General features: G+C 70.3%; 13 protein-coding genes, 3 tRNA genes and 1 pseudogene. 3 read left to right on the top strand and 14 right to left on the bottom strand.

Annotation, left to right across the window (positions count from 1 at the left end; genetic code table 11):
• Positions 1-108: 108 nt before the first annotated feature.
• From ACFW6P_RS18415 to ACFW6P_RS18450, 8 genes and pseudogenes are all read right to left on the bottom strand, one after another.
• Positions 109-488: pseudogene (locus tag ACFW6P_RS18415) on the bottom strand (DUF3291 domain-containing protein).
• A 41-nt stretch (positions 489-529) separates the two neighbouring features.
• Positions 530-1,966, bottom strand: coding sequence for an MFS transporter (locus tag ACFW6P_RS18420; RefSeq protein WP_386349585.1), 1,437 nt, complete (start codon positions 1,964-1,966; stop codon positions 530-532).
• A 95-nt stretch (positions 1,967-2,061) separates the two neighbouring features.
• Positions 2,062-2,631: a TetR/AcrR family transcriptional regulator gene (locus ACFW6P_RS18425; protein WP_386349583.1), complete on the bottom strand. Its 570-nt coding sequence runs from the start codon at positions 2,629-2,631 to the stop codon at positions 2,062-2,064.
• 112 nt (positions 2,632-2,743) lie between these two features.
• On the bottom strand, positions 2,744-3,172 hold the full coding sequence (locus ACFW6P_RS18430) for a MaoC family dehydratase (RefSeq protein ID WP_386349904.1): 429 nt from the start codon (positions 3,170-3,172) through the stop codon (positions 2,744-2,746).
• Positions 3,173-3,180: 8 nt separating this feature from the next.
• On the bottom strand, positions 3,181-3,633 hold the full coding sequence (locus ACFW6P_RS18435) for a MaoC family dehydratase N-terminal domain-containing protein (protein WP_386349581.1): 453 nt from the start codon (positions 3,631-3,633) through the stop codon (positions 3,181-3,183).
• Between the two features lie 102 nt (positions 3,634-3,735).
• The gene (gene rpmG, locus ACFW6P_RS18440; protein WP_003948671.1) at positions 3,736-3,900 is read right to left on the bottom strand and encodes a 50S ribosomal protein L33; all 165 of its coding nucleotides are present in this window, start codon (positions 3,898-3,900) and stop codon (positions 3,736-3,738) included.
• Between the two features lie 89 nt (positions 3,901-3,989).
• Positions 3,990-4,062: transfer RNA gene (locus tag ACFW6P_RS18445), tRNA-Met, on the bottom strand.
• Positions 4,063-4,107: 45 nt separating this feature from the next.
• Positions 4,108-4,180: transfer RNA gene (locus tag ACFW6P_RS18450), tRNA-Thr, on the bottom strand.
• A gap of 249 nt (positions 4,181-4,429) precedes the next feature.
• Between ACFW6P_RS18450 and ACFW6P_RS18455 the strand changes: the two genes are divergently transcribed.
• Entirely contained in the window at positions 4,430-5,674 is a 1,245-nt protein-coding gene (locus tag ACFW6P_RS18455) for an amidohydrolase family protein (RefSeq protein WP_386349578.1), read from the top strand.
• Positions 5,675-5,894: 220 nt separating this feature from the next.
• A complete protein-coding gene (locus tag ACFW6P_RS18460; RefSeq protein WP_386424113.1) occupies positions 5,895-6,551 on the top strand; it encodes an SDR family oxidoreductase in 657 nt (218 codons plus the stop codon).
• 111 nt (positions 6,552-6,662) lie between these two features.
• On the opposite strand, the gene ACFW6P_RS18465 is transcribed toward ACFW6P_RS18460, so the two are convergent.
• From ACFW6P_RS18465 to ACFW6P_RS18475, 3 genes are all read right to left on the bottom strand, one after another.
• Entirely contained in the window at positions 6,663-6,875 is a 213-nt protein-coding gene (locus ACFW6P_RS18465; RefSeq protein WP_386349572.1) for a hypothetical protein, read from the bottom strand.
• Positions 6,876-7,156: 281 nt separating this feature from the next.
• Entirely contained in the window at positions 7,157-8,584 is a 1,428-nt protein-coding gene (gene rox, locus ACFW6P_RS18470) for a rifampin monooxygenase (protein ID WP_386424192.1), read from the bottom strand.
• Positions 8,585-9,434: 850 nt separating this feature from the next.
• Positions 9,435-9,516, bottom strand: a tRNA-Tyr gene (locus tag ACFW6P_RS18475).
• Positions 9,517-9,734: 218 nt separating this feature from the next.
• On the opposite strand from ACFW6P_RS18475, the gene ACFW6P_RS18480 reads away from it, so the two are divergent.
• The gene (locus ACFW6P_RS18480; protein WP_386349569.1) at positions 9,735-10,223 is read left to right on the top strand and encodes a YajQ family cyclic di-GMP-binding protein; all 489 of its coding nucleotides are present in this window, start codon (positions 9,735-9,737) and stop codon (positions 10,221-10,223) included.
• A 19-nt stretch (positions 10,224-10,242) separates the two neighbouring features.
• On the opposite strand, the gene ACFW6P_RS18485 is transcribed toward ACFW6P_RS18480, so the two are convergent.
• From ACFW6P_RS18485 to ACFW6P_RS18495, 3 genes are read right to left on the bottom strand one after another with little or no spacing between them, the layout of a single operon-like run.
• Positions 10,243-11,115 carry a tyrosine-type recombinase/integrase gene (locus ACFW6P_RS18485; RefSeq protein WP_386424194.1) on the bottom strand — a complete coding sequence of 291 codons (873 nt, stop codon included), beginning with the start codon at positions 11,113-11,115 and terminating at the stop codon, positions 10,243-10,245.
• Between the two features lie 5 nt (positions 11,116-11,120).
• A complete protein-coding gene (locus tag ACFW6P_RS18490; RefSeq protein ID WP_386424114.1) occupies positions 11,121-11,600 on the bottom strand; it encodes a hypothetical protein in 480 nt (159 codons plus the stop codon).
• Positions 11,593-12,399 (bottom strand): hypothetical protein, encoded by an 807-nt coding sequence (locus ACFW6P_RS18495; protein ID WP_386424116.1) that lies wholly within the window; start codon positions 12,397-12,399, stop codon positions 11,593-11,595. The genes ACFW6P_RS18490 and ACFW6P_RS18495 overlap by 8 nt, the downstream gene beginning before the upstream one ends.
• Positions 12,400-12,509: the final 110 nt, after the last annotated feature.

The raw sequence follows: 12,509 nt of genomic DNA on the forward strand, positions 1-12,509 counted from the left end.
ACCACCTATAAATACACCAAATATATCGTCGGCTGCGTAATATGTTAAATAGACACCGGGGCGGCCCCGCCCGGTAGCGGGCGGGGCCGCACGCACGCGTGGCGGCCGTCAGGGCAGTCGGCGAAGCGCGTCGGGCCAGGACAGGAGGAGGTCCTCGCTGCCGACCTGACAGGTGGTGAAGGCCGAGTCCTTCATCCGCGAGGCGAGGCGGCGGGCGGAGGGCCCGTGGGCGCCCGCGCGCACGAAGGCTGCAGGGCGTCCTTCGAATCCCAGACCGACAGGGTCCAGAAGGTCCGCCGCAGGGGCTTCGCCCTGAGGGTCGCCCCGTAGGCGCCGGGGCTGCGTCGCACCTGCCGCCAGACGGCGGGGGTCCCGGCGAGGAACCGGAGTGCTCCCCACAGGGTGCGGGTCTCGAAGCGGGAGGCGAAGACGTGCACCTCCGTGCCGTGCGGCGGGGTGTTCGAGGCGGTCCAGGGCAGGGTGGGCATGGCCGCTTCTCCTTGTCGAAGTCGCCGAGGGTCGTCAGAGGTCAGTGGGGGGCCGTCTCCAGCACCGGCGCCGGCCCGGTCTCCGCCGCCTGCCGCTCGGTGTGGCGGCGCGTCGGGATGAGCAGGGACGCGACACCCGCCAGGGCGACCACCGCCGCGCCCACCACCAGGGCGGGCCGCATGCCGTCGACGAAGGCCTGGCCGCTCTCGTAGCCGCCCTGGGCGGAGAAGATCGAGGCCATGACGGCGATGCCGAGCGCTCCCCCGACCTCGCGCAGGGCGTTGTTCGCGCCGGAGGCGATGCCCTGCTCCTGGGGCCGGACGCTGGACATCACCAGGTGGGAGGCGGGGGCGAAGAACAGGGCCATGCCGATACCGCTGATGATCAGGGCGGGCAGCTGGGCGGCGTAGGAGGCGTCAGCCGTGGCCACGACCGACAGGGAGGCGAGGCCCAGGGCCTGCAGGAAGAGGCCCGCGGCGACGACCGGGCGGCCGCCGACGCGGTCGGCCAGGACGCCGGCGATCGGGGCCACCAGCATCGGCATGCCGGTCCAGGGCAGCATCCTCAGGCCGGCCTCGGTGGGCGAGTAGCCGAGAACACCCTGCATGTACTGGCTGAGCAGGAAGATCGAGCCGAACATGCCCAGGAACATCTGCAGGCTCGCCGCGTTGATGCCGGAGAAGGCCCGGGAGCGGAACAGCCGCATCGGGAGCATGGGGTTCCTGGCCCGCGTGCTGTAGAGGACGAACCCCGCGAGCAGGGCGGAGCCGGTGAACAGGGCCGACAGGACCAGGCCGCCGGTCCAGCCGTCGACGGGGCCGCGGACCAGGCCGTAGACGATGCCGAAGAGGCCTGCGCTGGCGAGCAGGGTGCCGGGGAGGTCGAGCGGTGCTCCGGTGCCGTGGGACTCGGCGAGACGGAGGCGGGCGAGGGGCAGCAGGGCCAGGCCGAGCGGGACGTTCAGCCAGAAGATCCACTGCCAGGAGAGGTGTTCGGTGAGGGTGCCGCCGACGAGCGGTCCGGAGGCGACGGCGAGCCCGTTGACGGCTCCCCAGACGCCGTACGCCATCCCGCGCCTGGCCTCGGGCACGGCAGCGGTCAGCAGGGTGAGCGTGAGCGGCATCATCACCGCCGCGCCGGCGCCCTGGACCGCGCGGGCGGCGATGAGGGAGTCGATGCCGGGCGCCAGGGCCGCCGCGGCGGAGGCGCCGGTGAAGACGGTGAGCCCGACGATGAAGAGCCGGCGGCGCCCGAAGCGGTCGCCGAGGGCCGCGCCGAACATCAGCAGGACGGCGAAGGTGAGCGTGTAGGAGCTCACGGTCCATTCCAGGTCGTGCAGCGCCCCGCCGAGGTCCTCGCGGATGGAGGGCAGGGCGGTGGTGACGACGAGGTTGTCTAGGGCCGCCATGAATCCGGCGGCGCTGGTGATGACGAGGGCCCAGGCGGCTCCCCCGCGGCGTGCTGTCTGCTGTGACATCGCTCCCCCAGGAGACGGATCTCGCATAGATCGATTAGTTATTGATTACTAACTTTTGCGCTCGCGAGAGGGCGCCGCGCCCTCGCCCTTCCCGGTCAGTGCTCGGCTCGGCCCGTGGCGCGCACGGAGGGGTACATGCCCTCCCAGACGCGGTGTTCGGGCGGGAACCCCATGGCGAACAGGCAGTTGATGAGCATCCCGTACGCCATGAACTGCGTCGTCTCGCCCGGGTCAGCCCCGAGCGGGAGATGGACGGTGTCCCAGAGCCGCATCCAGCCGGTACGCACGGATTCACCGAACTCGTGGTCGCCCTCCTCCTCGGCGGCCTTCACGGCGACGTACATCTGCATCTGCATCATGAGGCGCTCGGGATGCTCCTCGATGACCTTGGTGTACGCGTTGCCCATGGCGTGCAGGGCCTCTTCGCCACGAAGGCCCTCGGAGGCCTCCTCGAACGTGCGGATGGTGTCTTCCACGCAGCGCTCGGCCGCCGCCAGGAAGATCGCCTTCTTGCCCGGGAAGAGCCGGAAGAGATACGGCTGCGAGACACCGACGCGCCGGGCGATCGCCTCGGTCGACGTCCCGTGGTAGCCGCCGCGGGCGAACTCGGCCGTCGCCGCGCGGATGACGCTCTCGCGCCTCTCCTCTGCACTCATCCTGACCATGGGTGGCAAGTTAGTACTCAATCACTAACTAGGTCAAGCACACTCGGCCCACCTGGAACGAGTAAGGGGCGCCCCTCCGTGGAGAGCGCCCCTTACCTCGTTCCTCCGTGGCTCAGGCCAGCCGTACGACCGCCCGCGACATGCCCAGGACCTTCTGCCCGGCGCTGGTCGCCGTCAGGTCCACACGCACTGTGCTGTCGTCGAGCTTGGCCCCGACCTTGCCGGAGACCTCGATCACGGCGCCCAGGTCGTCGTTCGGGACGACGACCGGCTTGGTGAAGCGGACGCCGTACTCGACGACCGCGCCCGGGTCGCCGGTCCAGTCGGTGACCACGCGGATCGCCTCGGCCATGGTGAACATGCCGTGCGCGATGACGTCCGGCAGGCCGACCTCCTTGGCGAACTTCTCGTTCCAGTGGATCGGGTTGAAGTCGCCGGAGGCCCCCGCGTACTGGACGAGGGTGGCACGGGTCACGGGGAAGGTCTGCGCGGGCAGTTCGGTGCCGACCTCGACGTCGGAGTAGGAGATCTTCGCCGTCATCGGATCGCTCACGCCTCCTCGGCCGCGCGGGCCACGAGCTTGGTCCAGGCGGTCACGACGTGCTCGCCGGCCTCGTCGTGGACCTCACCGCGGACGTCCAGGATGTCGTTGCCCGCCAGGGACTTGATCGACTCGATGGTCGAGGTGACCGCGAGCCGGTCGCCGGCGCGGACGGGGCGGCGGTAGGCGAACTTCTGGTCGCCGTGCACCACGCGGCTGTAGTCCAGGCCCAGCTGGGGGTCCTGGACGACCTGGGCCGCGGCCTTGAAGGTGATCGCGAAGACGAAGGTGGGCGGCGCGATCACGTCCGGGTGGCCGAGCTGCCTGGCGGCCTCCGCGTCCGTGTACGCGGGGTTGGCGTCCCCGACCGCCTCGGCGAACTCACGGATCTTCTCCCGGCCCACCTCGTAGGGCGCGGTGGGCGGGTAGGTCCGCCCCACGAAGGACTGGTCGAGCGCCATGGCCCGGCACCTCCTGGTTGCACTACTGAACCGTACGGGTCACTCAAACGACGCGAGGCCGCCCCCGATCGTCTCGGGAACGGCCTCGTGTACGAGCCTGATTTATCGCGTTTCGCGGTGCGCGGTGTGCGCGTTGCAACGCGGGCAGTGCTTCTTCATCTCAAGACGGTCCGGGTTGTTACGCCGGTTCTTCTTGGTGATGTAGTTCCGCTCCTTGCACTCCACGCAGGCCAGCGTGATCTTCGGGCGGACGTCGGTGGCAGCCACGTGAGTGCTCCTAAGACGAACGGATGGACTGATGTAACGCAAGAAGAGTAGCCGATCGAAGGACCGACCCCGCAATCGGCTACCGAGAGTAGCGGTGACCGGACTTGAACCGGTGACACAGCGATTATGAGCCGCTTGCTCTACCGACTGAGCTACACCGCTTTGATGTGGTCCGGCCCCATCTTGCGACGGAACCGATCACACCAGAGCCCCAAAACGGAATCGAACCGTTGACCTTCTCCTTACCATGGAGACGCTCTGCCGACTGAGCTATTGGGGCGAGCGATGAAGACATTACACGCTCGCCCGCCGTTCGCCCAAATCCGTTTCGAGGCGTCCGCTCCACGCGCTGCCGCCGCCCTCCCTGCAGCCTTGTCCACGCCTCGCGTCCCACGGGCCGGACGACAGCGGGACCACACCGGTATGACTATTGCGCTCCTCCCCGACAGGGGCGTACGGCCGCCCTAGGCTCGTCTCACTCTGCGTGATCATGCGTCCTCCCGCGCGCAGCCCGAGCCCCTGGAGCGCGATGCCCGACAGCCAGCCGCAGCCACCGCCGCCCTCGTCGTCCTCGCACGGTCCGGCCGACCCGTCCTCGCTGCTGCTGTGCGGGGCGCGACTCACCGACGGCAGGACCGTGGACGTACGGCTGGGCGGCGGGCGTATCGAGGCGGTCGGTACGGCCGGCAGCCTGAGCGGCACGCGCGCCTGCGGGGCGCGGGTGAATCTCACCGGCCATCTGCTGCTGCCGGCCCCGGCCGAACCGCACGCCCACGCCGACACGGCCCTGTCCGCCGACGCCGAGGGCCCGGTCCCGCACGAGCCGCGGGACGTCCAGCGCCGGGCCACCGAGGCCGCGCTGCTCCAACTCGGGCACGGGGCGACGGCGCTGCGGGCGCACGTGCGCGTGGGGGACGTCCAGGGGCTCGGCGCGCTGACGGCCGTGCTGCGCGCACGACGGGCGCTGCGGGGGCTGGCCGAGCTGACGACGGTGGCGATGCCCCGGGTGCTGACCGGGCTGGCCGGCGCGGACGGGCTGGCGATGCTGCGGGACGCGGTGAAGATGGGCGCCTCGGTCGTGGGCGGCCGGCCCGACCTCGACCCGGACCCCGCCGGGTACGTGGAGGCGGTACTGGAGGTGGCCTCCGAGCACGGCTGCCCCGTCGATCTGCACACGGACGCCGGGGATCCCGCGCGGCTGGCCCGGCTGGCGGCGATGGCGGGCGGGCTGCGTCCGGGCGTGACCCTCAGCCCGTGCGGAGACCTCGGGCGGCTGCCCTCCGAGGTGGCGTCGCGCACCGCCGACCAGCTCGCGGCGGCCGGGGTGGCGGTGGTCTGTCTGCCGCAGGGCGGCTGCGGCGAGGCAGACCGGCGGGGCGCGGCTCCGGTGCGGCTGCTGCGCGCGGCCGGGGTACGGGTGGCCGCCGGGAGCGGGGCGCTGCGGGACGTGTCCAACCCCGTGGGGCGCGGCGACCCCCTGGAGGCGGCGTTCCTGCTGGCCTCGCGCCACGGGCTGTCTCCCGAGGAGGCGTACGACACGGTGAGTTCCTCGGCACGAGTGGTGCTGGGGTTGCCCGAGGTGCGCGTGGAGGCCGGTTTCCCCGCCGAGTTGCTCGCGGTGCGCGGGGACCGGCTGGCGGGAGCGCTGTCACTGGCGTACAGCCGGGTCGTCGTGCACCGGGGGCGCGTGGTGGCGCGGACCAGCGCGGTGCGGGAGTACTGCAGTTCGGCGGCGTCGGTGGAGCTGGGGCTGCCGCGGCAGGGGCGGGGGTAGGGAGGCCTGGCGGGGGTAGGGGCGGGCGGGGGTAGGGGCGGGGACGGGTGCGGGTTGCGGTTCGGGTGCGGGTTCGAGTGCGGGGCTCCGTGGGCGCGGGCTGATCCGGACGGCGGGCGCAGTGGGGCACGTACCTCTGCGTTTGGGTGTGTGACGGGTGCCGGGGGGCGAGGCCGGAGTCGTGCGGCGGATGGGGCTGTGCGGGCGTACGGTCGAAGGCATGCGCATTGTCATCGCTGGTGGTCATGGTCAGATCGCGTTGCGGCTGGAGCGGCTGCTCGCCGCGCGTGGGGACGAGGTTGCGGGGATCATCCGCAAGGCCGAGCAGGCCGACGATCTGCGGCAGGCCGGTGCGCAACCGGTCGTGCTCGATCTGGAGTCGGCGTCCGTGGAGGAGGTCGCGGCGCACCTGCGGGGCGCCGACGTGGCGGTGTTCGCGGCGGGCGCGGGTCCGGGCTCCGGGGCGACCCGCAAGGACACGGTGGACAAGGCCGCGGCGGTCCTCTTCGCCGACGCGGCGGTGCGGGCGGGCGTGCGGCGGTACGTGATCGTCTCGTCCATGGGCGCCGACCCGGAGCGCCAGGGTGACGAGATCTTCGACGTGTACCTGCGCGCGAAGGGCGAGGCCGACGCTTACGTGCGCGGTCTGGACGCCCTGGACTGGACGATCCTGCGCCCGGGCCAGCTCACGGACGACGCCGGCACCGGCCTGGTCCGCCTGGAGGCGCACACGGGGCGGGGGCCGATCCCGCGTGACGACGTGGCCGCCGTACTGGCGGAGCTGGTGGACACCTCCGCCACGGCGGGACTCACCCTGGAACTGATCAGCGGGTCGGCGCCGGTGTCGGTGGCAGTGAAGTCGGTGGCGGGCAACTAGGGCGAGCTCAGGCCAGCGGCCCACCCGTCTGGGCGGCCGGCCTGTCTGAGCGTCGGCCCGGCTGCGTGGTTGGGCGTCTGGCGTCTGGATGAGGCCGCCTGAGGTGCGTCCCTAGAACAGGGGCAGTTGGCCGGGGAACTCCGGGACCGTGTAGCCGTCGAGGGACGGCTGCCCGGGACCGGGGTCGGCGCGGCGGCGGGAGCCCGGGCACGAGGTGAGTTCTCCGTGTGCGCGGGCTCCGGGCGGGTCGTGGCGCGCGTACCGCCCGGCGACGACGGCGATCTCGCGGCGGCACTCGGGGCAGTTCCTGCGGCGGGAGGACATGGGGCCAGTGTGCCGCGCGCACGCGTCTCCGCTGTGGGTGCCTGCCCTCGATCCGCGGCAGGGGGACGGACGAGAGCCGGATGCCGGAGAGGGACCGCTTCGGAGACCGACTGGGGTGATGGGGATGGCGGTTGAGGGGGTATCAGGTGGGTCGGGAGCTCGGACGGGCGGTCTCGCCGGGTCCGATGACCCGCCGCAGACTTCGTCGGTGACCGTGTCGGGTGCCGGCGTGGACGAGCACGACATCGAACTCGGCCACGCCATGGACTGCAGCACGGTCCTCAGCCGGCTGCCGCGCCGAACCACCGCGGCAGCCGGCCGAGCAGCTCCTGCTGGTCCTCGCCTGCCCACACCACATGGCCGTCCGGCCGCAACAGCACAGCGGGCACGTCCAGTTCCTCGCTGACGTCGACGACGTGGTCGACCCGTTCCTCCCAGCCGGCCACGGACAGCCGGCCGGTCTGGTCGAGCAGCAGCCCGCGCCCGCCGCGCATCAGTTCGTAGAGCCGGGCGCGTTTCAGCCGTACGTCCCGCAGGCGCCGACCGAGCAGTTCATGGCCTTCGCCGCAGTCGTAGCGGACGGAGATCGCGCTGATCTTCTCGATGAGGTACCGGTTCACCTCCTCGAAGTCCATCAGCTCCTCGACCAGCCGGCGCACGGACCGCGGCCCCGGCTCCGGCGACAGCAAGTGCATCTGCGCTCTGGTGTTGTCCAGCACGGCGGCGGCCACCGGGTGCCGTTCGGTGTGGTAGCTGTCCAGCAGCCCCTGCGGCGCCCGGCCGTCCAGTTCCGCGGCCAGTTTCCAGCCGAGGTTGAAGGCGTCCTGGATGCCGAGGTTGAGTCCCTGCCCGCCGGTCGGCGGGTGGATGTGCGCCGCGTCGCCCGCCAGCAGCACCCGGCCGACCCGGTAGCGCTCGGCGAGCCGGGTGGCGTCGCCGAAACGGGACAGCCAGCGCGGCGAGTGCACACCGAAGTCGGTGCCCGCGAACGTCTGCAGCTGCTGCTTGAACTCCTCGAGGGTCGGCGCGACCGTACGGTCCTCGGCCACGCCCTCGGCGGGCACGACGACCCGGAACACCCCGTCCCCCAGGGGCATGGTGCCGAAGCGGACATGCGTCTTGCGGACTTCGGCCACGACCGTCGCCATTTCCTGCGGCGACGCGGTCAGCTCCATCTCTCCGAGCAGCGTCTCGGTGGTGCTGGGTTCCCCCGGGAAGCCGACACCGAGCAGCTTGCGCACGGTGCTGCGGCCGCCGTCGCAGCCGACGAGGTAGCGCGCACGCAGCCGCGTGCCGTCGGCCAGTTGGGCGCTCACGCCGTCCTCGTCCTGGCTCAGCCCGACCAGCTCGCTGCCGCGTCGCAGCTCGGCGCCGACCGCCTCGGCGTGCTCGGTCAGCAGCCGCTCGGTGACGGCCTGCGGGATGCCGAGGACGTACCCGTGCGCGGTGTCCATCCGCTCGGGCCACGACTTCATGAGACCGGCGAAGAACCCGCCGGTCTCGTACTTCGTGCCGAGCGAGAGAAACCGTTCCAGCAGACCGCGCTGATCCAGTACCTCGATGCTCCGCACGTGCAGGCCGAGCGCCCGGGACTGGCCGGTCGGCTCCGTCAGCCTCTCCAGCACCACCACGCGCACGCCGCGCAACCGCAGCTCACCGGCCAGCATCATTCCGGTCGGGCCACCACCGGCAATGATCACGTCGATCAAAACAACCCCCATTTTCCGCCTGCTTTTTGCTTCAGGCCGAGGATTCTGCGGCACGGAGGGGGGCTTGCCGCAAGGCCCCCCATGCGCTATAGGTTAAGAGTGGCAAGGAGAGCTGAATCCTTGCCTTTCTTCTTTGCCCTCTCGGGCGCCTGCGCGTCTTTCCACGAGGTCCGGCCGGAAGCCTCAGTGGCTTGTGGCCAGATCGAACGTCCACCAGCGGTCTCCGCCGCCCTCCGCCACGCCGACGCCGGCGTGGGCGCACCGGCAGGCATGTGGTCAGGGCGGTAGCCGGCCGAGCGCATCCGGGAGGCCGGACTGCTGCGTCGGGGCCGTTGCGGGTGAGGCAGCTGCTGCGGGGCCATGTCGGCGCTGTGGGCCCGGGCTGCGTGGTTGGGGGAGGCCCGCAGAGGCGAGAAGGCGCCCGCCGCGGCGAGTGCGGCTCTGCGTATCCCGGCCGCCTTCGCCCTCTTCTTTTCTCCGCACCACATCTCGACGTACTGCGAATTCAAAAGGCAGCGACAACGCCCTGCCGGGAATCACCTGTCCACCATTTGTTTACGCTGTTCTTTTGAACCGCTCGTTCGGGGTAACGGCGCGCAATTCGCTTGGCCGAAGTCGCAACGGGCTCATGGCGCCTCCCTGCCAGCCGTGTCACTTGCCGGGGAACGCGGGGACGGCGAAGAGCCTTCGCCGTGTGAGACACGTCACGCTGGGACGAGCGCGGGGACTTACCTGAGGGATCGATCATGAGGCCTCGGGGTCTCAGGGCTTCAGGGCCTCAGGCTGATGGGAACAACGAAAGACCCCCTCCCGTCTGCCTATAGGCAGGTGAGAGGGGGTTCTCCCAGTGTGGCGGCGCCAGGATTCGAACCTGGGAAGGCTGAGCCGGCAGATTTACAGTCTGCTCCCTTTGGCCGCTCGGGCACACCGCCTGGGTGGCTGCTCGTCGCACCGCTTTTCGGCGGTGCTCCGTGGCAACGACGTAAACGATACCTGATGCGGAGGGGTGCTTCGCCACCCGATTGATCGGCGCTCGCAGGGCGGGGGGTGACTAGGCTTGTCCGGATGCGGCCAGGGCCTGAACGGGCCCGTCGGCCGCCCCGTACGCCGGTACGCACGATACGCACCCCGATACAAGGAGCCACAGGACATGGCCGACTCCAGTTTCGACATCGTCTCGAAGGTCGAGCGGCAGGAGGTCGACAACGCACTGAACCAGGCCGCCAAGGAGATCTCGCAGCGCTACGACTTCAAGGGCGTGGGCGCCTCGATCGCGTGGTCCGGCGAGAGGATCCTCATGGAGGCGAACTCCGAGGACCGGGTGAACGCCATCCTCGACGTCTTCCAGTCCAAGCTGATCAAGCGCGGCATTTCGCTGAAGGCGCTGGACGCGGGCGAGCCCCAGCTCTCCGGCAAGGAGTACAAGATCTTCGCGTCCATCAAGGAGGGCATCTCCCAGGAGAACGCGAAGAAGGTGGCGAAGACCATCCGCGACGAGGGCCCCAAGGGCGTGAAAGCGCAGGTGCAGGGTGAGGAACTGCGGGTCAGCTCCAAGAGCCGTGACGATCTGCAGGCCGTCATCACCCTGCTGAAGGGCAAGGACTACGACTTCGCCATGCAGTTCGTGAACTACCGGTGACCTGAGTCGCTGACCTGCACTATCCGGAAATGATCTCGACGCGAGGGCACAACGCGGGCACATCGCCGAGGACGGACTCAACGGCCGCCCGTGTCGTGTCCTCGTCGTCGGGCCACAGATGGGTGTAGATGTCGAGCGTGATCGACGGCTTCGAGTGGCCGAGCCGCCGCTGAACCGTCTTCACGCTCTCCCGGTTCTTGATCAGCGCTGAGGCGTAGAAGTGGCGCAGGTCGTGCATGCTCGCCCCGTCCGGCACGCGCACGGGCGCGGGCTCCTGACCGTCGGGCCGGCCGCGCTGCACCCACGCCGCGTACGCCTCGGCGTAGGCCTTGCCGAGGGCCTCGTTCGCCCTCTCCTCCATGCGCGCCCACACGTGCGACCAGCTGGCGCGCTTGATGACGTCACCGCGTTCGGTCGTGAACAGCAGGTGCGCCTTCCGGCGACGGGGCTTGCGCGGGTCCGTCCGGTCCTCGATGTCCACCCCGGCCGCCGGGTACTGCTGCAGGTGCGCCGCCAGGGCGTCGACCGCGAGACCGACCAGCGGCACGGTGCGGTAGCTCTCGTGAGTCTTGGGCTCGCCCAGGTACGGCTCAGGCATTTCGTCCTCGGCAGCGTCCGTGTCCTTGTCCGGCACGATGAGCTGTTGGCGCACCGTCACCTCGCGGCGCAGGAAGTCGATGCAGTCGACCTCCAGGCCGAACACCTCGCCCTGCCGCAGCCCCGAGGCCACGGCGAGCAGGATCATGGCCCGGTACCGGGGCGGGGCCGCCTCAATCAGGGCGCGCACCGCGTCCTTGTGCAGGGGCACGATCTCCGGTCGCCGCACCTCGGGCAACTTGATGCCGGCGCACGGGTTCACCGCGATCGTGCGGTCACGCACGGCCGTGTGCATCACGGTCACGAGGTAGGCGAACGTGATCCGCAGCGTGGACGGGGCGAGGACCTGGGACCGGTCCTTGACCAGGCTTGCACCTCCGACGGGCGGATAGACACGATCGGCCGGTCCCCGAACGTCGGGTAGATGTGGATCCGTAGGCCTCGCTCGACGCGCGAGGCGGTGCCGCTGCGGTGGACCGCCGAGGTTCGCCAGCGCTCGGCGACCGCACGGAAGCTCTCCTTGCCGGCCGCCGGGTCGACGTACAGGCCGCGGGCCAGGTCGGCCTCAATGGTGGCCGCGCGGGTGTCGGCCTGGCTGCGCTTGGCGAAGTTCTCCTTCTGCTGCTTGCCGGCCGCGTCCCGCCAACGAACCTGCCAGCGCTTCCCCTTGCCATGCTCCTTGCTGGGCACGAGCATGCGCGTCTTGCTGGAGTGCTCGGCGCACGGCTCGGCACCCTGCTTCGGACGGGAGAGGTGCCAGCGGTCGTAGACCTCAGCCATCCGCCTTCTCCTCCCCCTGCCTGAACGCTTCCCAGTCGATCCCCTCAGGTTGGCCGCGCCGCTCTTCGTGGTGGCGAATCCTCGGCTCCAGCTCGGTGATCAGCGCCCGCGTGATGTGTCCGCGAGCAGCCTGGAGCGCCCGTGGGGTGTCTGGTGTGTCCGAGCGTTCCGCCAAGCGGGCGTCTCGCTCCGCCGTGAGCCCTCGTCCCCACAACTCGCGAGCCGCGTAAGCGACGTACTGCGGTGTCGTGTCGAGCCGCTTAGCCGCTTTCGTTTCGGCCTCGTCAGGGTGCCCCATGTGCTTCAACAAGGCTCCGTGCGGCCAGTTGCTCTCTTTGGCAGCAAGACTCTGGACGACCTCCATCACTTCGTCCGTAGACATCCGCGTACGACGATGCCAACTGCCGGGCCGGAAGTAGCCCGAGCCACCTGGGTCGTAACCGTCATCGAGTACCCGATGCAGTTCGGCGCCGTACACCGCGGTTTCGTCCGTCAGCCATACCGTCTGGTCAACGGGCGGCAGGAGGTCCCGCAGGGGGCGTCCGTAGACGAGCGGCAAGAGGAACAGTTCAGCCGCAGACAGACCCCGCTTACCCCGCTCCACCTGGCCGACCGTCGGGCGGTGCCACGGAAGCCCGAGCTGCCGCGCGCTCTGCGCGACGTCCTCGATCGTCCGCCCCTCGCCGGCCCGGGTCTGCCGCAGTTGAGCCCCAAGGGCTTCAGCGAACGGTGGTGCTTTGTCCAGGACTTCGGCCCATCGGCGGTCGGCCTCGCTCCGGGTCAAGCGGTGCTCAGGCACGGAATCCGACTCCCCTTCTGGCTTCATGGAGCGAAACAATACATGCCGCTTGACGACGACGCCAGACAACGGCAAGCTTTGAAGCGCAAGGATTCGTTCCGCTGCACGAG

The organism is Streptomyces sp. NPDC058741 (assembly GCF_042746715.1).
Taxonomy (GTDB): domain Bacteria; phylum Actinomycetota; class Actinomycetes; order Streptomycetales; family Streptomycetaceae; genus Streptomyces.